This is a genomic window from Undibacterium sp. FW305-107, assembly GCF_058788535.1.
On the sequence record NZ_JBYTAV010000008.1, the window covers coordinates 268,308 to 290,856 of the forward strand.

General features: G+C 52.2%; 20 protein-coding genes. 18 read left to right on the plus strand and 2 right to left on the minus strand.

From position 1 onward, the window contains the following. Positions 1–9: 9 nt before the first annotated feature. Entirely contained in the window at positions 10–930 is a 921-nt protein-coding gene (locus tag AC3WQT_RS19140) for a branched-chain amino acid ABC transporter permease (RefSeq protein ID WP_492706087.1), read from the minus strand. 209 nt (positions 931–1,139) lie between these two features. Here AC3WQT_RS19140 and AC3WQT_RS19145 point away from each other — a divergent pair, with 209 nt between their 5' ends. From AC3WQT_RS19145 to AC3WQT_RS19200, 12 genes are all read left to right on the plus strand, one after another. Then, positions 1,140–2,774, plus strand: a complete 1,635-nt coding sequence (locus AC3WQT_RS19145) for an AMP-binding protein (protein WP_492706089.1) — start codon at positions 1,140–1,142, stop codon at positions 2,772–2,774. Positions 2,775–2,799: 25 nt separating this feature from the next. Beyond that, complete coding sequence (locus AC3WQT_RS19150) at positions 2,800–4,002, plus strand: ABC transporter substrate-binding protein (RefSeq protein ID WP_492706091.1); 1,203 nt, start codon at positions 2,800–2,802, stop codon at positions 4,000–4,002. 44 nt (positions 4,003–4,046) lie between these two features. Continuing rightward, positions 4,047–6,440, plus strand: coding sequence for a bifunctional salicylyl-CoA 5-hydroxylase/oxidoreductase (locus AC3WQT_RS19155; RefSeq protein WP_492706093.1), 2,394 nt, complete (start codon positions 4,047–4,049; stop codon positions 6,438–6,440). Beyond that, complete coding sequence (locus AC3WQT_RS19160) at positions 6,437–7,225, plus strand: SDR family NAD(P)-dependent oxidoreductase (protein ID WP_492706095.1); 789 nt, start codon at positions 6,437–6,439, stop codon at positions 7,223–7,225. The genes AC3WQT_RS19155 and AC3WQT_RS19160 overlap by 4 nt, the downstream gene beginning before the upstream one ends. Further along, complete coding sequence (locus AC3WQT_RS19165) at positions 7,225–7,800, plus strand: MarR family winged helix-turn-helix transcriptional regulator (protein WP_492706280.1); 576 nt, start codon at positions 7,225–7,227, stop codon at positions 7,798–7,800. Before AC3WQT_RS19160 ends, AC3WQT_RS19165 begins: the two co-directional genes overlap by 1 nt. After that, a complete protein-coding gene (locus AC3WQT_RS19170) occupies positions 7,797–8,651 on the plus strand; it encodes an enoyl-CoA hydratase family protein (protein ID WP_492706097.1) in 855 nt (284 codons plus the stop codon). The genes AC3WQT_RS19165 and AC3WQT_RS19170 overlap by 4 nt, the downstream gene beginning before the upstream one ends. A 14-nt stretch (positions 8,652–8,665) precedes the next feature. Continuing rightward, entirely contained in the window at positions 8,666–9,847 is a 1,182-nt protein-coding gene (locus AC3WQT_RS19175) for an acyl-CoA dehydrogenase family protein (RefSeq protein ID WP_492706282.1), read from the plus strand. Between the two features lie 9 nt (positions 9,848–9,856). Then, the gene (locus tag AC3WQT_RS19180) at positions 9,857–10,270 is read left to right on the plus strand and encodes an acyl-CoA thioesterase (protein WP_492706099.1); all 414 of its coding nucleotides are present in this window, start codon (positions 9,857–9,859) and stop codon (positions 10,268–10,270) included. A gap of 62 nt (positions 10,271–10,332) precedes the next feature. Further along, a complete protein-coding gene (locus AC3WQT_RS19185) occupies positions 10,333–10,725 on the plus strand; it encodes a RidA family protein (protein WP_492706284.1) in 393 nt (130 codons plus the stop codon). 2 nt (positions 10,726–10,727) lie between these two features. Beyond that, positions 10,728–12,251, plus strand: a complete 1,524-nt coding sequence (locus tag AC3WQT_RS19190; protein ID WP_492706101.1) for a 3-hydroxyacyl-CoA dehydrogenase — start codon at positions 10,728–10,730, stop codon at positions 12,249–12,251. A gap of 92 nt (positions 12,252–12,343) precedes the next feature. Next, complete coding sequence (locus AC3WQT_RS19195) at positions 12,344–13,519, plus strand: acyl-CoA dehydrogenase (RefSeq protein ID WP_492706103.1); 1,176 nt, start codon at positions 12,344–12,346, stop codon at positions 13,517–13,519. 274 nt (positions 13,520–13,793) lie between these two features. Further along, the gene (locus tag AC3WQT_RS19200; RefSeq protein ID WP_492706105.1) at positions 13,794–14,582 is read left to right on the plus strand and encodes a potassium channel family protein; all 789 of its coding nucleotides are present in this window, start codon (positions 13,794–13,796) and stop codon (positions 14,580–14,582) included. Positions 14,583–14,613: 31 nt separating this feature from the next. Here the strand turns inward: AC3WQT_RS19200 and AC3WQT_RS19205 are convergent, their stop codons facing one another. Continuing rightward, a complete protein-coding gene (locus AC3WQT_RS19205; RefSeq protein WP_492706107.1) occupies positions 14,614–16,257 on the minus strand; it encodes an isovaleryl-CoA dehydrogenase in 1,644 nt (547 codons plus the stop codon). 241 nt (positions 16,258–16,498) lie between these two features. Here AC3WQT_RS19205 and AC3WQT_RS19210 point away from each other — a divergent pair, with 241 nt between their 5' ends. From AC3WQT_RS19210 to AC3WQT_RS19235, 6 genes are all read left to right on the plus strand, one after another. After that, complete coding sequence (locus tag AC3WQT_RS19210) at positions 16,499–17,137, plus strand: TetR/AcrR family transcriptional regulator (RefSeq protein ID WP_492706109.1); 639 nt, start codon at positions 16,499–16,501, stop codon at positions 17,135–17,137. Between the two features lie 9 nt (positions 17,138–17,146). Further along, on the plus strand, positions 17,147–19,441 hold the full coding sequence (locus tag AC3WQT_RS19215) for a DNA polymerase III subunit gamma/tau (RefSeq protein WP_492706111.1): 2,295 nt from the start codon (positions 17,147–17,149) through the stop codon (positions 19,439–19,441). A 91-nt stretch (positions 19,442–19,532) separates the two neighbouring features. Beyond that, on the plus strand, positions 19,533–19,859 hold the full coding sequence (locus tag AC3WQT_RS19220) for a YbaB/EbfC family nucleoid-associated protein (protein WP_423011043.1): 327 nt from the start codon (positions 19,533–19,535) through the stop codon (positions 19,857–19,859). Positions 19,860–19,861: 2 nt separating this feature from the next. Continuing rightward, positions 19,862–20,458 (plus strand): recombination mediator RecR, encoded by a 597-nt coding sequence (gene recR / locus AC3WQT_RS19225; protein ID WP_492706113.1) that lies wholly within the window; start codon positions 19,862–19,864, stop codon positions 20,456–20,458. A gap of 101 nt (positions 20,459–20,559) precedes the next feature. Further along, the gene (locus AC3WQT_RS19230) at positions 20,560–21,135 is read left to right on the plus strand and encodes an HD domain-containing protein (RefSeq protein ID WP_492706115.1); all 576 of its coding nucleotides are present in this window, start codon (positions 20,560–20,562) and stop codon (positions 21,133–21,135) included. Positions 21,136–21,175: 40 nt separating this feature from the next. Continuing rightward, positions 21,176–22,423 (plus strand): CaiB/BaiF CoA transferase family protein, encoded by a 1,248-nt coding sequence (locus tag AC3WQT_RS19235; RefSeq protein WP_492706117.1) that lies wholly within the window; start codon positions 21,176–21,178, stop codon positions 22,421–22,423. The last annotated feature ends 126 nt before the right edge of the window (positions 22,424–22,549 follow it).

Below are 22,549 nucleotides of genomic sequence, written 5' to 3' on the forward strand. Positions count from 1 at the left end.
ATCACTCCCTCAGCCTCGTGCAGGGAACAGGCCCTGGGGTTTGTAAAACAGCACGGCTGCCATCAATACATAAATCAGTATTGATGCCAGGGCAGGGCCAAGATTGGCTGCCATCTCCAGTGGCATCAGCAGTTTCAATGCACCTGGCAGCAAGGTCTTGCTCAGGGTATCAACCAGCCCTACCAGCAATGCGCCTACCAGCGCACCACGTATTGAGCCTATGCCGCCAATAACGATGACCACAAACGCCAGTATCAGGATGCTTTCACCCATGCCCACCTGTACTGCGAGTATGGAGCCCAGCAGGGCACCCGCAATGGCGCACAGAGCTGCGCCAAAGGTAAATAGCAGCGTGAATACCAGCTTGATATTGATACCCATGGTGATAGCCATTTCACGGTTCGATGCCCCGGCACGTACCAGCATGCCTATGCGGGTTTTGGTAACGACAAAATACAGCAGGCCAGCGACAGCCAGCCCGGTCGCAATGATGAACAGGCGGAAAGATGAATAAAAGAAGTCTGGCAACAATTCCACCGGTTGTGCCAACTGTGGCGGAATATTCAGCATCAACGGCTGCGCACCCCAAATCATGCGCGCACCTTCGTTGAATATCAGTATCAGTGCAAAAGTCGCCAACACATGGGATAAATGATCGCGCTGGTATAAATGCCTGAAGACGACTACTTCCAGTACCACACCCAGCAGCGCAGTCGCTATCACCGCTGCCAGCAGGCCTAACCAGAAAGAGCCTGTCATGCCGGTAAAGCTGGCGGCGAAATAAGCACCTGCCATGTAGAGGGAACCGTGGGCCAGGTTGATGAAATCCATGATGCCAAAGATCAGCGTCAGGCCCGCTGCCAGCAGGAAAAGCATGAGGCCAAATTGCAAGCCATTTAAGCCGTGTTCAAGCAAAAGCGTGATATTCATCCCCTGATCCCTAAATGCTGATGGTGGTGCAGATGTGAAATTACTTTAGGCCTAAAATATACTATAAGCGACGCAATTGAAAATATTTTCTTTGAGAAAAACTGGATTTTGATGTAAAAAAACACTTTACCTAAAAATAGTTTAGGTTTAAAGTAGTTTTGTGTTTTCGGGTTGCTGTATCTATATTGTGTACCAAAGCCGGAGAAGAAATGAATTCAACTGTGCTACCAGGGTCTGCCCATCTGGATACCTTTGCTTTTGATCACCTGCCGCCACGCGAGCAATGGCCTGAGCTGATTTTTTCTTTGCCTGAGTTGCAATACCCCGAACGCATGAATTGTGTCGCCGACTTGCTCGACAAGATGTGTGCAAGCGGTCATGCAGACAACATCGCCATCCGCAGCCAGACAGAAAGCTGGACTTATTCCCATCTGCTGGCTACTGTCAATCGTATTGCCCACGTCTTGCTCGAAGATATGCATTTGCAGCCCGGTAACAGGGTCTTGTTGCGCGGTGCTAATAATCCCATGATGGCTGCCAGTGTACTGGCTGTGATCAAGGCAGGTTGTATAGCCGTGCCCACAATGCCATTGCTGCGCGCCAAAGAATTGGGTGTGATCGCGAACAAGGCTGAAATTGCCGCAGTACTCTGCTCAGAAAATCTGCGTGAAGAGATGGGGTTGGCAATGCAAGCCAATCCCATATTGACGCAAGTGGTGTACTTCAATCATCAGGGCGATGATGGCCTGGAGGCGTTGATGGCTGGTAAATCGTCTGAATTTGCTGCTGTCGATACGCTGGCCGAAGATGTCTGCCTCATCAGTTTTACCTCTGGCACGACCGGCATGCCCAAGGGCACCATGCATTTCCACAGGGATGTATTGGCGATCTGCGATTGCTTCCCGCGTTCGACCTTGCAGTCCGCGCAAAGCGATATTTTCATAGGCACGCCGCCACTGGCGTTTACTTTTGGCCTTGGCGGCTTGCTGCTGTTTCCTTTGCGTGTCGGTGCAACGGCGGTATTGCTGGAAAAACTGACGCCAGAATCCCTGCTGAAAGCCATAGACGAATTCAAGGCCACCGTCTGTTTTACTGCGCCTACTTTCTATCGCCAGATGGCAACGCTCGCAAAGAATTTTGATTTGTCCAGCCTCAAGAAAACCGTTTCTGCCGGTGAAGCTCTGCCTGCCGCAACCCGTGAAGCCTGGCGTCAGGCGACTGGTCTGGTCATGATAGACGGCATAGGTGCGACCGAGATGCTGCATATATTTATTTCTGCCGCAGGCGACGAGGCGCGGGCGGGGGCAACCGGCAAGCCCATACCCGGCTATCAGGCTTGTATATTTGATGAGCATGGCGACATGGCTGGCCCTGGCGTGGTTGGCCGTCTGGCAGTCAAGGGGCCGACAGGTTGCCGTTACCTGGCAGATGACAGGCAAAAAAATTATGTCCATCAAGGCTGGAATCTGACTGGCGATGCTTATGAGATGGATGCCGACGGTTATTTCTGGTATCGGGCCCGCACTGACGACATGATTATTTCTGCTGGCTACAATATTGCCGGACCAGAGGTGGAAGAAGCCTTGCTGAAACACCCTGCAGTGTCTGAGTGCGCGGTCATAGGCCTGGCGGATGAAGAGCGTGGCCAGATCGTCAAAGCATTTGTAGTATTGAAAGCTGATGCACTGGCATCAGCAGAACTGAGCAAGGAAATCCAGGATTTCGTCAAGAACAGTATTGCCCCTTACAAGTACCCGCGCGCCATAGAATTCATGACGAGTTTACCGAGAACTGAGACTGGCAAACTACAGCGCTATAAATTACGTACGCCTGCTGCCAGCTAAATATAACGTTTGAAAATATTCATTCATGCCCATTAACCCGAAGGAGACGTTCGTGAAAAAGACCTTGCTGTGTTTATTATTGTCCAGTATTGCTGCGACCAATGCGACCAGTGCTTTTGCCGCAGACAAAGTCAAAGTAGGCATGGTCACCACCTTGTCTGGTGCGGGTGCTGGTCTGGGTGTTGATATACGCGATGGCTTTTCCCTGGCCATGAAACATCTGGATAATAAATTCGGTAACTTGCCTGTCGAAGTCATCACGGGTGATGATCAGCAAAATCCTGATGCGACCAAGCAACTGGTCGATAAGCTCATCAAAAAAGACAAGGTTGATTTGATGACCGGCATCGTGTTTTCCAATCTGATGCTGGCGGTCGGGCCAACAATTTTTGGTGCCAAGGTACATTACATCAGCGCCAATGCAGGCCCTTCGCAGTATGCGGGCGAGCAATGTAACCCTTATTTCTTTAATGTTGCCTGGCAAAACGACAGCCTGCATGAAGCTGTTGGCAAGCAAGTCAATGACAAAGGCTTTAAGAATGTCGCTTTGGTGGCGCCTAATTATCCGGCGGGCAAAGATGCGCTGACGGGATTCAAGCGCTATTACAAGGGCAAGGTTGCGGAAGAAATTTATACCAAACTGGGACAGCTTGATTATGCAACTGAACTGGCGCAGATACGCGGCTTGAAGCCTGATGCCGTGTATATCTTTCTGCCGGGTGGCATGGGCATCAATTTCATCAAGCAGTTTGTGGATGCCGGTTTATCCAAGAATACCCAGCTATTCGGCCCAGGCTTCTCTGCCGATGAAGACATCATCAAGGCAGTAGGCGCACCCATGCTGGGCATGTTCAATGCCTCGCAGTGGGGGCATGATATGGATAACCCACAAAATAAACGTTTTGTTGCCGATTTCCAGAAAGAATATGGTCGCCTGCCATCGCTGTATGCATCGCAGGGTTATGACGCTGCCATGCTGATGGATAGTGCCGTGCGTGGTGTCAAGGGCAAGATAGAAGACAAGGATGCCTTGGGTAAAGCCATCAAAGCTGCCAATTTCAAATCCGTGCGCGGTGACTTCAAATTCAACAGCAATCATTATCCTGTACAAAATTATTATGCACGCATCATCAGTAAGGATGCACAGGGTAGGGTGACCAACAAAACTCTGAGTGCCGTATTTACCAATCACCCTGACGCTTATGTCGCTTCTTGCAAAATGCAATAAGACAGTGATTGGTCAAGTAAAAAATTAATTTTCAAGGTAATTTAATGAACATCCTATGCATAGGCGGTGGTCCGGCTGGCCTGTACTTCAGCCTGCTGATGAAAAAGCAAAACCCGGCGCACCAGATCACCATCGTCGAACGCAATCGTGCTTACGATACCTTTGGCTGGGGCGTGGTATTTTCTGACCAGACCCTGGGTAATCTGGTGAATGCCGATGAACAGACTGCACGTTCTATCTTGCAATCCTTTAATCACTGGGATGACATTGATACCCATTTCAAAGGGCAGGTTGTTACCTCTGGCGGCCACGGTTTTTGCGGCATAGGCCGCAAGCGTTTGCTGAATATCCTGCAAGAACGTTGCGAAGAGCTGGATGTCAAGCTGGTGTTTGAAACTGATGTGACAGACGATCAGGCACTGGCGCTGGAATATGATGCTGATCTTGTTATTGCCTGCGATGGTTTGAACAGCCGCGTGCGTACCCGTTACGAGCAAAGCTATCAACCTGATATTGATACCCGCAAATGCCGTTTTGTCTGGCTGGGCACCAAAAAACTGTTCTCGGCTTTTACCTTTGCCTTTGAAAAAACCGAGCATGGCTGGTTCCAGGCGCATGCCTATCAATATGATGGCGATACCGCGACCTTTATCGTCGAGACACCGGAAGAAACCTGGCTCAAGGCAGGCATAGATAAAATGAGCCAGGAAGAAGCCATCGCTTTTTGTGAAAACCTGTTCGTCAAATATCTCGATGGCAATGCTCTGATGTCAAACGCCACGCACTTGCGCGGCTCTGCCAATTGGATCAAGTTCCCGCGCATCATCTGCAAGAACTGGGTGCACTGGAATCAATTGAATGACAAACGTGTGCCTGTGGTCCTGATGGGCGACGCTGCTCATACTGCGCATTTTTCCATAGGTTCTGGCACCAAGCTGGCTCTGGAGGATGCCATAGAACTGGCACGCAGTTTTGAGAAGCATGGTGAGCAAGGCATGGATGCCGTGCTGGAAGCCTATCAGGACTTGCGTTCCATAGAAGTCTTGAAGATACAAAGCGCTGCCCGCAATTCCATGGAATGGTTTGAAAACGTTGAGCGCTATACCGCCATGGAAGCGCCTCAGTTTGCCTATTCCATGCTGACGCGCAGCCAACGTCTGTCGCATGAAAACCTGCGGGTAAGGGATGCGGCCTATGTACGCAGTTTTGAACACTGGATAGCTGAGCAGGCGTATGCCAAAGCTGGCTTGCCAGTACCCAAAACAAAAGCAGCGATTCCACCCATGCTGACGCCTTACAAGCTGCGCGACGTGGTATTGAAAAATCGCATCGTCGTCTCACCGATGGCGCAATACTCAGCGGTCGATGGCGTAGCAGGTGATTATCATCTCGTGCACCTGGGTAGCCGGGCCATGGGCGGTGCGGGCCTGGTGTTTGCGGAGATGACTTGTGTCTCTGCCCATGCCCGCATCACGCCAGCTTGCCCCGGCCTGTATGCACCTGAACATACGCAAGCCTGGAAGCGCATCGTCGATTTTGTCCATGCCAACACCGATGCAAAGATTGCCGTGCAGCTGGGCCATGCCGGGGCCAAAGGCTCTACCTGCGTGGCCTGGGAAGGGACAGACCAGCCATTGAAAGAAGCTAACTGGCTGCTGGTGTCAGCGTCAGAGCAGCAATACCTGCCCGGAATTTCGCAAATGGCGCGTGCGGCCACGACAACAGACATGCAACGCATACAAAATGATTTTGTCCAGGCGACCAGGGCAGCAGCAGAAGCGGGTTTTGACTGGCTGGAACTGCATTGCGCTCATGGTTACCTCTTATCAAGCTTCATTTCGCCACTGACCAATCAGCGTGAAGATGAATACGGTGGTTCACTGGAAAACCGTTGCCGTTATCCGCTGGAAGTGTTTGCCGCTATACGCGCTGTCTGGCCTGCAGATAAACCGATCTCCGTACGTATCTCTGCGCATGACTGGGTGGAGGGCGGCATTACGCCAGATGATGCAGTCACCATCGCCAGGCTGTTCAAGGCAGCAGGTGCCGACATGATAGATTGCTCGTCCGGCCAGGTCAGCAAGCAGGAAAAGCCTGTGTATGGACGCATGTTCCAGACGCCGTTTGCTGACCGAATACGCAATGAAGCGCAAATACCCACCATCGCTGTTGGTGCGATTTTTGAAGCGGATCATGCAAACAGTATCATCGCCGCAGGTCGTGCTGACCTGTGCGCCATCGCCAGACCACACTTGGCTGATCCAGCCTGGACTTTGCATGAAGCAGCCAAACTGGGCTTCAATGATATGCCCTGGCCCAAGCAATATGTAGCCGGAAAAATGCAGCTGGAACGTAATCTTGAACGTGACCGACAAGTCGCTGCAGCCAGTGCTGGCCTGACACCGCAGCAAGTTGCCGCCAAGTTGCTGGAAGGATGAGCATGGTTGTGCATCAGGAGAAATTACAAGGCAGGCATGCGCTGGTCACGGGTGGTGGCAAGGGTATAGGCCTGACCATAGCACAAGCTTTGCTCAACGAAGGGGCGATAGTGACACTGGCAGGGCGCAGTGAAACGACCTTGCAAGAAGGAGTGGCGTCTTTGGCCAATGCCAAAGTGCAGTATGTAGTCATGGATGTCAGCGATGTGGAATCGGTACAAGCAGCTTTCCAGCTAGCGCAGACCAGAGATGGGCGTATCGACATCCTCATCAATAATGCAGGGCAAGCCAGTTCAGCTTCTTTCCTGAAAACCGATGCCAGATTGTGGCAAAGCATGCTGGACGTGAACCTGAATGGCAGCTTCATTTGCATGCAACAAGCCTTACCCGCCATGCTGGAAGCGGGTTGGGGCCGTATCGTCAATGTAGTCAGTACGGCAGGCTTGAAGGGCTATGCCTATGTTTCTGCCTATTGCGCTGCCAAACATGGCGTGATAGGTCTGACGCGGGCAGTGGCGTTGGAGGTTGCAGCCAAAGGCGTGACGGTGAATGCGGTTTGTCCTGGTTATACCGAAACCGATATCGTCAAGGAAGCCATTGCCAATATCGTTGCCAAAACCGGTAGAACTGAAGAACAGGCGAAAGCTGAACTCGCTGCAGGTAACCCGCAAAAGCGCCTGGTGCAACCGCAAGAGGTCGCGGATGCGGTGTTGTGGCTATGCATGGACGGTGCGTCGGCAATGAATGGGCAATCCATTGCAGTGGCTGGTGGCGAAGTGATGTGATGAAATCTGAAGAGCAGACAAGATCAGGTATGAAAGAAGACAGTAACCCCGTGTTCGACATGGAAACCCGCTTGACGCAAGATGACCATCAGTCCTTGCGTCTGTGGTTACGCATGCTGTCTTGCACCGTGATGATAGAAGGTGAAATCCGTAGCCGTCTGCGCAGCGAATTCGGGATCACCTTGCCACGCTTTGATTTGATGGCGCAACTTGAACGGCATCCAGAAGGTCTGCGCATGGGTGAGTTATCCAAGCGTATGATGGTCACTGGCGGCAATATCACCGGCATTACTGATCAACTGGAACAGGAAAAACTGGTGACCCGTGTCGCCGATCTCAAAGACAGACGTGCTTACAGCGTCAAGCTGACGCCCGCTGGCCGCCGTGCCTTCAAACGTATGGCGGCTGTCCATGAGGCATGGATAGCCGATATGTTTTCTGGCTTGCAGGCAGAACAGAAAAGCAAATTATTTGAATTGTTGTCTCAAGTGAAAACGCATTTGCACGAACCTGGCGTCGATAACAGTCTGGACAACAACGTGGACAATAACCCTGAGCAGGAACAAGCTATATGAAATACCTACCCGGACATCCGCAGGATTTACCTGGCAATCGCCAGCAACTGGCAAACTATGCAGCACAGCATTTTACCTATGCCGTAGATGCTGGCGTTGCCACCATCACCCTGAACCGCCCAGAACGCAAAAACCCGCTGACCTTTGATTCTTATGCTGAGTTGCGTGACCTGTTCCGCACTTTGGCGTATGGCGACGATGTCAAGGCCATTGTCATTACTGGTGCAGGCGAGAATTTTTGTTCTGGTGGTGATGTGCATGAAATCATCGGCCCGTTGACCAAACTTGACATGCCGGGCTTGTTGAGCTTTACCCGCATGACGGGTGACTTGGTCAAAGCCATGCGCGCTTGTCCACAACCTATTATCGCGGCGATTGATGGCGTCTGCGCTGGCGCAGGTGCCATCCTCGCGCTGGCTTCTGATATTCGCATAGGCACAGCACGTAGCAAGACGGCTTTCCTGTTCACCCGTGTTGGTCTGGCGGGTTGCGACATGGGTGCCTGCTCCATCCTGCCGCGCATCATAGGACAGGGGCGGGCATCGGATTTGCTGTACACCGGACGCTCGATGTCAGGTGAAGAAGCAGAACGCTGGGGCTTTTTCAATCGCCTGGCGGCACCGGAAGACGTGCTGGCAGAGGCGCAGATCTACGCAAAAAACCTGGCCGAAGGTCCGAACTTTGCCCACGGCATGACCAAGAAAATGCTGCAGCAGGAATGGAATATGGGTGTCGATGAAGCCATAGAAGCGGAAGCGCAAGCCCAGGCGATATGCATGATGACCAATGATTTCCATCGTGCCTACCATGCCTTCGTTGCCAAACAAAAACCGGTTTTTGAAGGAAATTGAGCATGACGCATATCATGTCTGACACCAATTACCTGGACTGGCCCTTCTTTGATGACAAGCACCGTGAGTTGCAGCGCACGCTGGATGCCTGGTCCGCAGAAAACCTGCCTGATCATCATGCCGCAGATGTCGATCAGGCTTGCCGCGATCTCGTCAAGCAACTGGGCGCAGCTGGCTGGCTCAAGAATGCCATAGGCGGCAGTGCCTATGGTGGTAATGCTGACGTCATTGATACCCGTGCCATTTGCCTGATACGCGAAACCCTGGCCCGTCATTCTGGCCTGGCAGATTTTGCCTTTGCCATGCAAGGGCTCGGTTCTGGTGCTATCAGCTTGCATGGTACAGAAACGCAAAAGCAAAATTATCTGAGCAAAGTCGCCAAAGGTGAGGCGATTGCCGCGTTTGCCTTGTCGGAACCAGAAGCTGGCTCGGATGTGGCAGCCATGCAATGCGCGGCAGAATTTGTCGCTGATGCAGATGGCGGTCACTATGTCTTGAATGGCGAAAAAACCTGGATTTCCAATGGTGGTATCGCTGACTTTTATGTATTGTTTGCCCGCACTGGCGAAGCACCGGGTGCACGTGGCATCACTGCCTTTATCGTTGATGCTGGTCTGCCAGGCTTTGAAATTGCCGACCGTATCGATGTGATTGCTCCACATCCGCTGGCACGCCTGAAGTTCACTAATTGTCGCATCCCGGCAACGCAGCGTCTGGGCGAGGCAGGGCAGGGTTTCAAGGTAGCGATGGCGACGCTGGATATCTTCCGTACATCCGTAGCAGGAGCAGCTTTGGGCTTTGCCCGTCGTGCCATGGATGAGGCCATGCACAGAGTAACGACACGCAAGATGTTTGGCCAGACCCTGGCAGATTTTCAACTGACCCAGGCCAAGCTGGCGCAGATGGCTACGACCATAGACAGCTCAGCCCTGTTGATTTACCGCGCTGCCTGGCAAAGAGACCAGGGGCGGAAGGTCACCAAAGAAGCCGCCATGGCCAAACTGACTGCGACAGAAGGTGCGCAGCAAGTGATAGATGCAGCGGTGCAGATGTTTGGCGGCTTGGGTGTCGTCAGCGAAGTGCCGGTAGAGCGCCTGTACCGTGAAATCCGTTCCCTGCGTATTTATGAAGGGGCGACGGAAGTGCAGCAACTGATCATAGGTCGTGAATTGCTGAAAGAGTTTGCCGTATCATGAGCTTTAATTATGATTTTTGCCGCTGAATTAGCTATACGCTTTGCCCATTGCGACCCGGCGGGCATCGTGTTTTATCCACGCTATTTTGAAATGATGAATGGCGTTGTGGAAGACTGGTGCGCTCAGGGCCTGGCTTGCAGTTTTCATGAAATGCATATTGCACGTGGCATAGGCCTGCCCACAGTGCATCTGGAAACGGATTTCATCAAACCGGCAGAGCTGGGTGAAAGTTTGCTGGCAGAATTGGTAGTGACTAAACTGGGCAAGACTTCAGTTGAGCTGCAAATCTGCTTTAATGGATCTGAACAAGATGTGCGTCTGAAAGCCAAACTGGTGCTGGTCATGATGGATTTGAAATTGCGCGAGTCTATAGCCATACCAGATGAACTGCGCACTGCCATGCTGAAGTACTGCAACATATAAGATAGAAATAATGAACTTTTCAGACACTAAGGTCTGAAAAGTCATCAATGAAAGGATAGATGATGGACATTTTGCAACCTCCAGGCTGGGCCAGGCCACGTGGCTATTCGAATGGCATTTCTGCCACTGGTCGCACTGTGTGCGTCAGCGGTATGGTGGGCTGGGATGCTCAATGCACCTTTCAGACCGACGATTTTGCAGGCCAGGTAAGGCAAGCCTTGCAAAATATCGTTGAAGTGTTGACGGAGGCAAATGCGAAACCCGAGCATATCGTGCGCATGACCTGGTATGTCATCGATAAAAAAGAATATGTAGGCGCTTATAAAGAAGTTGGCGAAGCCTATCGCGATATCATGGGCCGCCATTACCCAACCATGACTGCCGTGCAGGTGGCTGGCTTGATAGAAGACAGAGCCAGGGTAGAGATAGAAGTTACCGCCATCGTACCGGAGTAAATATGAAGACCAGTATTGCTGTTGTTGGTATTGTCGGTGCTGGTGCCATGGGGCGCGGCATCGCCCAAATTGCGGCTCAGGCAGGTTTTTGTGTGCTCTTGTTTGATGTGCAGGCAGATGCCGCCAGCAAAGCCAGCCAGTTGATTGCCGAACAATGGCAAAAAATGCTGAATAAGGAAAAACTTGGCGCAGAACAATATCAGCACGCTGTAGAAAACCTGCGAGTTGTCAATAGCGTGCAGGAACTGGCCAAATGCGATCTGGTGGTAGAGGCAATTGTTGAAAAGCTGGATGTTAAACGTGCTTTGTTCCAGCAACTTGATGCCATCGTCAGCGACGCTTGCATACTGGCGACCAATACTTCGTCTTTGTCAGTGACCGCCATTGCGGCTGGTACAAAAATACCTGAGCGTGTCGCGGGGCTGCATTTCTTTAATCCTGTCCCCTTGATGAAGGTGGTTGAGGTCATCGATGGTTTGCTGACCGATGCTGCAGTCGCAGAGCAGCTCATGGCATTTTCCACACAAACCGGGCATTTGCCAGTGCGTGCCAGGGATACGCCTGGCTTTATTGTCAACCATGCGGGCCGCGGTTATGGCACGGAAGCCCTGCGGATATTGCAAGAGAATGTCGCCAACTTTCGCCAGATAGACCAGATCATGCGCGAAGCGGCAGGTTTCAAGCTGGGGCCGTTTGAATTGCTGGACCTGACTGGATTGGATGTATCACATCCGGTCATGGAAGCGATTTATCATCAGTATTATGAAGAGCCACGCTATCGCCCTAGTGTCATCACTGCGCAGCGTGTACATGCAGGTGTGCTGGGTCGCAAGACTGGACGCGGTTTTTATACTTATAGTGGCAACCAGGATGTACCGCCTGTTCCTGAGCAACTGCCTGCCTGGGTTGGGCCAGTATGGATCAGCCAGGAAAACGCGGATGCGGTGCCAGCACTGCTTTCCTTGTTTGAGCGTTGCGGCGCTATGGTTGAAAATGGTGGGCAGCCATCTGCAGATACACTGTGCATAGTCAGCCCTTATGGCGAAGATGTCAGCACCTGTGTAGCAAGAACAGGGCTGGATGCCCGCCGTACTCTTGGCATAGATGCACTGACTGCTTGCCAGGGGCATTTGAGCCTGATGATGAATCCCGCTACAGATGCAAACCTGGCAGCACAATGCCAGTCCCTGCTGCAAAAAAGCGGGCAGGGTGTCAGCCTGATACAGGATAGTGCCGGTTTCGTGGTTCAGCGCATTTTGGCGACCATCATCAATATCGCTAGCGACATAGCCCAGCAGGGTATTTGCAGCCCGCAAGACCTCGACAAGGCAGTGGTATTAGGCCTCGCTTATCCCGCAGGTCCGCTGGCTTGGGGCGACAAACTCGGCACTTCGCGTATACTATTGGTTTTGCGGAACTTGTATGCCAGTACTGGTGACCCACGCTATCGCCCCAGCCCCTGGCTGGCACGCAGGGCGCAACTGGGTTTGTCCTTGCTGCATTTGCCACATCAGGTAACAGGATAAAGCTGCATAAAACCAGACATGTCACTTCTTAATGTAGAAAAGTGGCATGTAAATAAATATATAACGGTACATATTCAAATCAGGAGAAACAAATGGCCAAGGCTGTATTTAGTTGGGAAGATCCCTTGTTATTGTCCTCGCAACTCAGCGATGAAGAACGCATGGTGCAGGATGCCGCACGTGTCTATTGCGAAGAAAAGCTGACACCGCGGGTACTGGAAGCTTTCCGTCATGAAAAAACTGATCCAGCCATTTTCCGTGAGATGGGTGAGCTTGGTTTGCTGGGTTCCATGATTCCTACGCAATACGGCGGCGCTGGTTTGAACTATGTCTGCTATGGCCTGGTGGCGCGTGAAGTGGAGCGCGTTGATTCTGGTTACCGTTCCATGATGAGCGTACAAAGCTCACTGGTCATGGTGCCTATCAATGAATTTGGTAGCGAAGCACAAAAACAAAAATACCTGCCCAAGCTGGCAACTGGCGAATGGATAGGCTGCTTTGGCCTGACTGAACCTAACCATGGTTCTGACCCAGGCAGCATGGTGACCCGTGCCAAAACTGTGCCAGGTGGTTATTCCCTCAATGGCGCGAAGATGTGGATCACCAATAGTCCTATTGCTGATGTCTTTGTGGTTTGGGCAAAAACAGATGATGGCCGTATCCGTGGCTTTATTCTGGAAAAAGGCTGGAAAGGCCTGACAGCGCCGGCCATTCATGGCAAGGTAGGCCTGCGTGCTTCCATCACTGGTGAAATCGTCATGGATGAAGTATTCGTGCCGGAAGAAAACCTGATGCCGAATGTAGAAGGCCTGAAAGGCCCGTTCACTTGCCTGAACTCTGCCCGTTACGGTATCGCCTGGGGTGCTTTGGGTGCGGCAGAATTCTGCTGGCATACGGCACGCCAATACACCATGGACCGCCTGCAATTTGGCCGCCCACTGGCAGCAAATCAGCTGGTACAGAAAAAACTGGCTGACATGCAGACAGAAATCACGCTGGCGTTGCAAGGTTGTTTGCGTCTGGGCCGCATGAAGGATGAAGGTACGGCAGCAGTTGAAATCACGTCCATCATGAAGCGTAATTCTTGCGGCAAGTCCCTGGATATCGCCCGCACTGCGCGCGATATGCTGGGTGGTAATGGTATTTCTGATGAGTTTGGCATTGCCCGTCATCTGGTGAACCTGGAAGTCGTCAATACCTATGAAGGTACGCACGATATCCACGCGCTGATACTGGGCCGTGCTCAGACTGGAATCGCTGCTTTCTAAAATCGCAGCATTCCAAGCTGCTTGTCAAACCATAAAAGCCGCTTTGCCTTTAAGGCAAGCGGCTTTTATTTTATGGCATGGCTTTACTTGCCTGCCTGATTTTTTTTTTACCGCAATTTCTTCCGCTTATTCTTCGATTTTCTATAAAACTTGCGCCATCGCAAGATGCGCTCAATTTTTTCCATTGATGATTGCCAAAAAGCGATAAAGCAGGATTCAGGCTCCACAGATGCTGTCGCGTGTTCGTCTTGATGAGATTTTTGGTGAAAATACAATGAAATTTCCAGTGACCCAACGCTTCTGGACCTGGTTTACCCGTCCCTTGTTATTGGCGGGTCTGCTGTTGACCATTCCGGCATTTTATCTGGTGCTGGGTGGTACTACTGACATGACTGAGCTGGCAGGGCGCAGCCTGTATGCGGCGTCAGCATTGTTAATGCTGGTTGATACTGGCCTGCAATGGCAAAAGAACAGGAGTCAAAAAAGGCGTAGTGGCAAGCTGGCACTGGATGGCGTGATTATCGCTGGTTGCCTGCTGAGCGTCATTTTTGCCGGAGAGGCGTGGGGTACGCTGGAATGGCTGCTGCGCCTGGCGCTTGTAGCAGTCATTCTGCTGCGTCTTGCCACCCTGGTTTTACAGCACATGAAACCCAGTCATCTGGTGCAGATGATAGTGCTGGCCTTGCTGATGCTAAGTTCTGCAGGTGCCGGGTTTTACTGGCTGGAACCCAATGTGCATAGCTATGCAAATGGTGTCTGGCTGGCTTTTACGACGATAGCCACAGTGGGTTATGGGGACATCGTTCCATCTACACCCGCGTCCAAGATATTTGCCGTCTTCATCGTTTTGCTTGGTTATGCCATGTTTTCCATCGTAACGGCCAATATTGCCGCCTTGTTTGTGGAGGAAGAAGAGGCAAATTTGGAAAAGCAATTGCATGCTGATATACGCCACTTGAGTAGAGAAGTGGCCGCGCTCAGGGAAGAGTTGCGTAGCCGGGATCGTCTTTTCCTGGAGAGGGAAAAAACAAGGGAGCCGAAGCAGACCGCACAAACTGAGTAATGTCTGGCGGCCTGCAGGTAATTTGATTTTTTTAGTAAATGAATGAGCGGGTGATAATACGCTCCAGCAAAGTGTTCGTTGCCTGTCCATGCAAGCTTCCATATACACGACCACATTCAGCATCTGCACGGCTTTGCATAAAGGCGAGAGCGATATCTTCTTCGGCATATTCAGCCATCAGAAAAGCCTGTGCCGTCAGTACCAATTTCTGGGTAATGCGGCGGGCATTCATTTCCCTGAATTCTGTTGGTGCCAGGTCTGGCTGTAATTCCTGCACCATTTTCCTGACTTGGTCAGATGCTGAATTGCTCCATAATTGCAACAGCAATTGCAAGCCTTCCGGGTCTCTTTCCATGGCGCGCAAGACGTCCAGGCACATGACATTGCCTGAGCCCTCCCAGATGGAGTTGACGGGTGCTTCGCGGTATAACCTCGCCATGGGGCCCGTCTCAACATAGCCATTACCACCCCAGACTTCCATGCATTCACCGGTAAATTCCAGTGCACGCTTGCATATCCAGAATTTTGCAGCAGGCGTCATGATGCGTTTCCAGGCGCGTCGCAAGGCGTCATCTGGTGCATCCAGTGCCGCTGCCAGGTGCAGCATGAGGCGGGTTGCTGCTTCACTTTCCAGTGCCAGGTCAGCCAGTACATTGCGCATCAGAGGCTGATCTGCCAGCTTTTTGCCGAAAGCCGTGCGGTGGCGTGCATGATGGATGGCTTGCACCAGCGCCTGTCGCATCAGGCCAGCGCTACCGATGACGCAATCAAGCCGGGTCAGGTTGGCCATTTCTATGATGGTTGGTATGCCACGGCCTTCATTGCCTATCATGACGCCATAGGCATCCTGAAATTCCACTTCACTGCTGGAGTTGGATTTATTACCCAGCTTGTCTTTCAGCCTTTGTACCAGGATCGCATTCTTGCTGCCATCAGGACGCCAGCGTGGCACGAAAAAGCATGACAAGCCGGTTTCGGTTTTGGCCAGGACCAGATGGGCATCACACATGGGGGCCGAGAAAAACCATTTGTGGCCGGTCAGTGCGTAGGCCTGGCCTCGTCCCTCAACACCCAGCGCAACGGCCTTGGTGGTATTGGTGCGCACATCCGAGCCGCCCTGTTTTTCCGTCATACCCATGCCTATCAGGATGGATTTTTTCTGGGCTATCGGCAAGTCGCGCGGATCGTGTTCCAGCGAATACAACTTGTCTTTGAGCTCAGCAAACAGGGTAACTTCATTTTGCAGCACGGGGATGGAGGCAAAAGTCATGGTGCTGGGGCATAAGGAGCCAGACTCCACCTGTGATTGCATGAAATAACCGGCTGCACGGGCAACATGTGCACCCATGCGCGGCTGACTCCAGGGGGTGGCATGCAAGCCTTGCTTGCGCAATATTCCCAATAACTGATGCCAGCTTGGATGGAAATCTACCCTGTCTATGCGCTTGCCTTGTCTGTCATGGGTATGTAGCTCGGGCAAATGCGTATTGGCCAGCGCAGCAGCTTCCAGCACAGCGCTGCTGCCCAGTTCCTGCCCGGATTCTGTCAGCGTGTTTTGAGACCAGTCAGCCTGATACTGCGCCAGGCTGGTCATTAGAACGGCATCACTAGTGAAAATATTGTAATCTTGCAGGTCTGCGACCTGATTGCTTATTTCATGGGTTTGCCACTGCATATGTGCCTCATTGATATGGGTAAGCGACGAGGTCGTTGAAAAATTAAACTGGCGTTGTTGTGCCTTCCGGATCTAAGACCCGGTACTAAAGTACTGTCTGCGTCGGCAACGCCTGACCAGCTTAATTTTGCAACAGCCTCTAAAGAAGTAATTAAGTGGATAGTGTAGTCTGATGAAGTAATCAAGATGTTCGCCTTTTAGCGTCCCCCCAAGTACCTGAACTTAGAAAACAAGAAACACCATGAGCGAGACTGCCAGCCCTTTGAAATTGCGCCGCAAGCCAGTGCAGCAACGCTCTAAAATGACACAATTGGCAATCCTCGATGCCTTTGTTCGGCTTTTGGTCGAAAAAAGCTATGCCGATCTGACCATGCGCGATATCGCCCTGGTCGCAGGCGTCGGTCTGGGTACCTTGTATGAATACTTCCCTGGCAAGAAGTCGATAGCGGCCCATTGCATCCATGAACGTATGAAGAATATAGGCGCGCAGATGCGCATCTGGGTAGAGTTGCAACATGGTCAGCCTTTGCAGGACATCGTGACAGATCTGCTGGAGCGCATCATTCTTTTGCATGCCGACAAGACCGAGGAGTGGTCTGCCCTGATTTTCCTTGAGCGGCAGATTTCTAATATGGAAGCCTACAGTGCGCTGTACGGGCAGGTTGTTGATATCTGGGAGTCTGCTTTTGCGGCAAGCTCAGACCGTGCAGCTTACCCAAGTGCCAGCCCGGCCATAGTCCATGCGGCTGTCTACGGTGTCTTGTACCAGACCCTGATGTTATCCCCACAAAGCTTGCAAGAGCCTGAATTTCTTGCTCAGATGAAAAACTTGGTGTTGGGATATCTGCAAATCACTGATCAGAGCGCCCGAATAAGGTAAAATCGCGGGATGTCCTATCAAGTCCTCGCCCGAAAATATCGCCCCAAGAGTTTTGAAACTCTGGTGGGGCAAGAGCACGTGGTCCGTGCCTTATCGCATGCGCTAGAGCAGCAGCGGCTGCATCACGCCTATTTGTTTACCGGTACCCGCGGTGTCGGCAAGACGACGCTGTCACGCATACTGGCCAAATCCTTTAACTGCGAGACCGGCATCACTGCCCATCCTTGCGGTGTTTGCGAAGCCTGTACGGCGATTGATGCCGGACGCTTTGTTGACTATATAGAAATGGATGCCGCCTCTAACCGTGGCGTCGATGAAATGGCTTCGCTGCTGGAACAGGCGATTTATGCCCCGTCCAATGCGCGCTTTAAAGTCTATATGATAGACGAGGTGCACATGTTGACCAACCACGCTTTCAACGCCATGTTGAAAACGCTGGAAGAGCCGCCTGAGCACGTCAAATTCATTCTGGCAACGACAGACCCGCAAAAAATCCCGGTCACCGTCTTGTCACGCTGCCTGCAATTCAATCTCAAGCAAATGCCGCCTGGCCATATCGTTGGTCATCTGGAAAACATCCTGGGGCAAGAGCAAATCGAATTTGAATTGCCTGCTTTGCGTTTGCTGGCACAGGGTGCCCATGGCTCCATGCGCGATGCCTTGTCGCTGACTGACCAGGCAATTGCCTATGCTGCTGGTAAAGTCAGCCTCGATGCCGTGCAAGGCATGCTGGGTGCGCTGGACCAGTCTTATCTGATACGCCTGCTGGATGCCTTGCTGGCCCAGGATGGCAAGGCCTTGCTCGATGTTGCCGATGAAATGGCAGCGCGCAGCTTGTCTTACAAAGCTGCGCTGCAAGACCTGGGCAGTTTGCTGCACCAGATCGCCGTGGCGCAAATGGTGCCTGCTGCAGTGGCAGAGGATATTCCTGAGCGTGAACAGGTATTGCGCCTGGCACAAAGCTTTGCCAAAGAAGAAGTGCAACTGTTTTATCAAATTGCCGTGCATGGCCGTAACGAACTCGCACTGGCACCTGATGAATATGCAGGCTTCAGCATGACGCTGTTGCGTATGCTGGCCTTCAAGCCTGTCAGTGGTGAGCAATTGGCGCAGCCGCCTGCCAGTACACCACCGGCCGGTGGGCGACCTGCATTGCCAGTTAATACTGTGAACAATGCGCCATCTGCACAAAGTCCTGCGCGTTCAGGCCCTGTTTCTAGTCCCGCAGCTTCCAGCAGTGCTGCTAGTGCTGCACCTGTAGTAAATACAGTGCAGGTAGCGATGCCTGCACGTGCTCCGGCAGAAGTGCCGAAACCGGCTGTACTGGATAATACCGAGACACCCGCCAGCGCACCTGCGGCTGGCACACGTGTCAGCCCGGTACTGGCAGCCCTGGCTGCGGCACGCGCAAATACCAAGAATGGCACGCCAGCTGGAAAACCTGCTGCTGCCGAAGTTACGCCAGTAGACAAAGCTGCAATTGCACCTGTGACCCCTGTGGCCCCAGTCTCACCTGTAGCTCCGGTCAGGCCCGTTACTCCTGTTGCAACACCGTCAGTCAAAGTAGCGCCGCCATCGGCGCAGCCGGTAGTCAGGCCTGCCCAGTCTGTGTCTGCACCCGCACCTTTGATTGCCGAACAGGACATGCAATCCATGGGCATGGACGATATGCCGCCGCCCTGGGATGAGGAAATGTTCTTCGATGCAGAGCCTGCAAAACCGGCGATGCCACCACGAGTGATGGCTCCTGCACCCATTGTGCAGCACGAGCAGGTCGCGCCAGTTGAAGTGGCCGTGCTTGCTGACACTGCAGCAACTGCGGATCAGGAACCGCAAGCTGCTGCAGAAGTGATCAAGCCCAGAGAATCGATCACCCTGAATGCTGACCGCCTGATAGCGAATGCGCCAGTCCCTGAGTTGAACTGGGATGGCCATTGGCCTGCGCTTGCAGCCAGCTTGCCAGTACGCGGCGTAGCGCAGCAAATGACGCAGCAAAGTGAACTGGTCAGTTGCAAGCAGGATGGTAATGCTCATGTATTCCGCCTGCGCCTGCCTTTGGCGACGCTTCTGTCTGCTGGTAGTGTTGAGAAACTCAGTGCCGCACTGTCCGAGCGTTTTGAAAAAACCATACGGGTAGAAACAGAGATCGGTGCCGTTGAGCATACTGCCAACGCACAGGCTGTGGCTGATCGCGAAGTGCGTCAGCAACAGGCAGAAAAATCCATACAAGGCGACAATTTCGTGCAGACTTTAATGCGCGAATTTGGTGCCACTATCGTCACGGGTAGCATACGGCCGGTCTGATACCGGTGGTATGTAAGAATACGTGCAAACATGCAAATATACGTGACCATTTTTTAACCAATATTCCATTTTTATTTTCGGAGAAATTTTTATGATGAAGAATCAACTAGCCGGTCTGATGAAGCAAGCACAGGCCATGCAGGACAATATGAAAAAAGCCCAGGATCAATTGGGTCTGGTAGAAGTAGAAGGTCAGGCTGGTGCCGGTCTGGTCAAGGTTGTCATGACCTGCAAGAACGATGTCAAGCGCGTTACTATTGATCCGTCTTTGCTGGCTGATGACAAAGACATGCTGGAAGACCTGGTTGCTGCCGCATTCAATGATGCAGTACGCAAGGCAGAAGCCACTTCACAAGAAAAAATGTCTGCACTGACAGCTGGCATGCCTTTGCCACCCGGCTTCAAGATGCCATTCTGAGTGTGAAAAAACTCGGTAGTCTGGAAGCCTTGTCTGAGGCGCTGCGCCGCTTGCCCGGCGTCGGGCCAAAGTCTGCTCAGCGCATGGCTTATCACTTGCTACAACATGACAGGGAAGGCGCCGCCATCCTTGGCATGGCCTTGACCCATGCGGTTGAGCGCATACAGCATTGCGCATCCTGTAATACCTTCAGCGAGAGCGAAGTCTGCGAAACCTGTCTGGATGCAGTGCGCGATACCAGTCTGCTATGCGTGGTGGAAACGCCCTCAGACCAGATGATGATAGAGCAGACCATGACTTACAAGGGCCTGTACTTTGTCCTCATGGGGCGGCTCTCACCACTTGATGGCATAGGCCCGAAAGACATCCATCTGGAAAAACTCGTCGCCAGGGCCACCGACGGTAAAGTGCAGGAGGTGGTGCTGGCCACCAATTTCACTAATGAAGGTGAGGCAACCGCGCATTACATCAGTGAGACATTGAAGGCGCGCGGCTTGCGGGTCAGCCGCCTGGCCCGTGGTGTGCCAGTTGGTGGTGAACTCGAATATGTGGATGCAGGCACCATCGCCCGCGCCATGCTGGATAGACGGACTACTTAAATATTGCCATCATGTTCCTGATCCCCGCCGAACAAAAAAGCAAATTGCACTTGCAATGGTCAGACCTGATTAGGGGCTTGGCCGGGAGTTCCAGGCATGCAATGGAAGTCTGGACTTTGCTGGACAAGCATTACTCAGAGCCGCAGCGCAGTTTTCATAACCTCTCGCATATCCAGTCCATGCTTAAGCATGCTGAAGAGCGGCGGGCGGACATACAAAATTTCTCTGTCGTATCACTGGCCATCTGGTTTCATGACATGGTGTATGACACCCATGCCAATAATAATGAACTGAAAAGTGCTGAGCTGGCAGGTGAATTGATGATGCGTATGGAAATCAATCCCACCGTCATCATGCATGTGCAGCAATGCATACTTGCCACGGCCAGGCATGAAGTGGCTGATTTTAAAAACCGTGCGGCTGATATTCCCTTGTTTCTAGATATTGCATTGACTATCCTCGGTGCACCCAAGGACGTTTATCAGCAATATAGCCGGGCCATACGCAATGAATTTCGCTGGCTGGAAGCGCCAGCTTACAGAGCGGGGCGCTTAAAAGTGCTCAAGCGCTTTGCTGACCGCGAACATTTATATTTTCATCCCATCATGGCTGCGCAATTTGATGCGCAGGCGCGCGCCAATATCGCATGGGAAATCAAGAAACTCACTTTTGTCTGAGCTGATCCTGTAACCCTCATCTGGACGGATTTTTACTCTTATGCAGTCACAAGCTAAAGCACACGGCCCTTTGGCGGGCATCAAGGTTCTGGAATTGGGTACGCTGATTGCGGGGCCATTTTGCTCGCGCATGCTGGCTGAGTTTGGTGCTGAAGTAATCAAGGTAGAGTCTCCCGATGGTGGTGACCCGCTGCGCCAGTGGCGTGTGCTGAAAGATGGTACTTCCCTGTGGTGGAGTGTGCAGGCACGCAACAAGAAAAGCATCACTCTGAATATGAAGCAGGAGCAGGCGCGTGAGATTGCCAGGCGTCTGGCGCTGGATGCCGACATCATCATAGAAAATTATCGCCCCGGTGTACTGGAAAAATGGGAGCTGGGATTTGAAGATTTAAAAACGATCAACCCTGCCACCATCATGGTTCGTTTGTCTGGTTACGGCCAGACCGGGCCGTTGAAAGATCTGCCCGGTTTTGGTGCCATAGGCGAATCCATGGGTGGTTTGCGTTATGTCTCTGGCCATGCTGATCGCCCACCTGTGCGCGTAGGCATATCGATAGGGGATTCTGTCGCTGCCTTGCATGGTGTCATTGGTGCCATGATGGCGCTGCGCCATCGTGATGTCACGGGCGGACGCTGGAATGGCAAGCAGGGCGAGGCATGTGTCGCTGGTCAGGGGCAAATGGTGGATGTGGCTTTATATGAGTCGGTATTCAACTTGATGGAATCGCTGGTGCCAGAATTTGATCATGCCGGCGTCGTGCGTGAACGTACTGGTGGTGCCTTGCCGGGCATCGTGCCCTCGAATACTTACACTACGGCAGAGGGTGAAAATATTGTCATTGCTGGTAATGGTGATGCGATTTTTCACAGACTCATGAAAGCCATAGACCGGGATGACCTTGCACAAGACCCAGGCCTGGTGCGCAATGATGGCCGTGTCCCGCGCACGGCAGAAATTGATACGGCAATTCAAACATGGTGCTCAGGCCGTGATATAGAAACAGCCTTGCAAATACTCAAGGCTGCCGATGTGCCGGTAGGTAAAATTTACTCTGTACGCGATATGATGAGCGATCCGCAATTCCTGGCGCGCCAGATGTTTGAACAGCATGCTTTTGAAGATGGCACACCAGTCAAGCTGCCTGCCATTACGCCGAAGATGTCAGAAACTCCCGGTCAGACCCAATGGCTGGGTCCACGCCTGGGGCAACATAATCAGGAAGTGTTGAGTGCACTGGGTTATAGTGATGCCGACATTGCGCAAATGACCGCAGACAAGATAATTTAACTAGAATAATTTAAGGGTGCTATGAATCGTCAGATGCTTAAACAATTCCTGATTGCCCTGGCGCTGTTCCTGCTGGGCTATTTCACCTTCAATCACTAAAACTTTGAAATGGTTGACCAAGCCCTC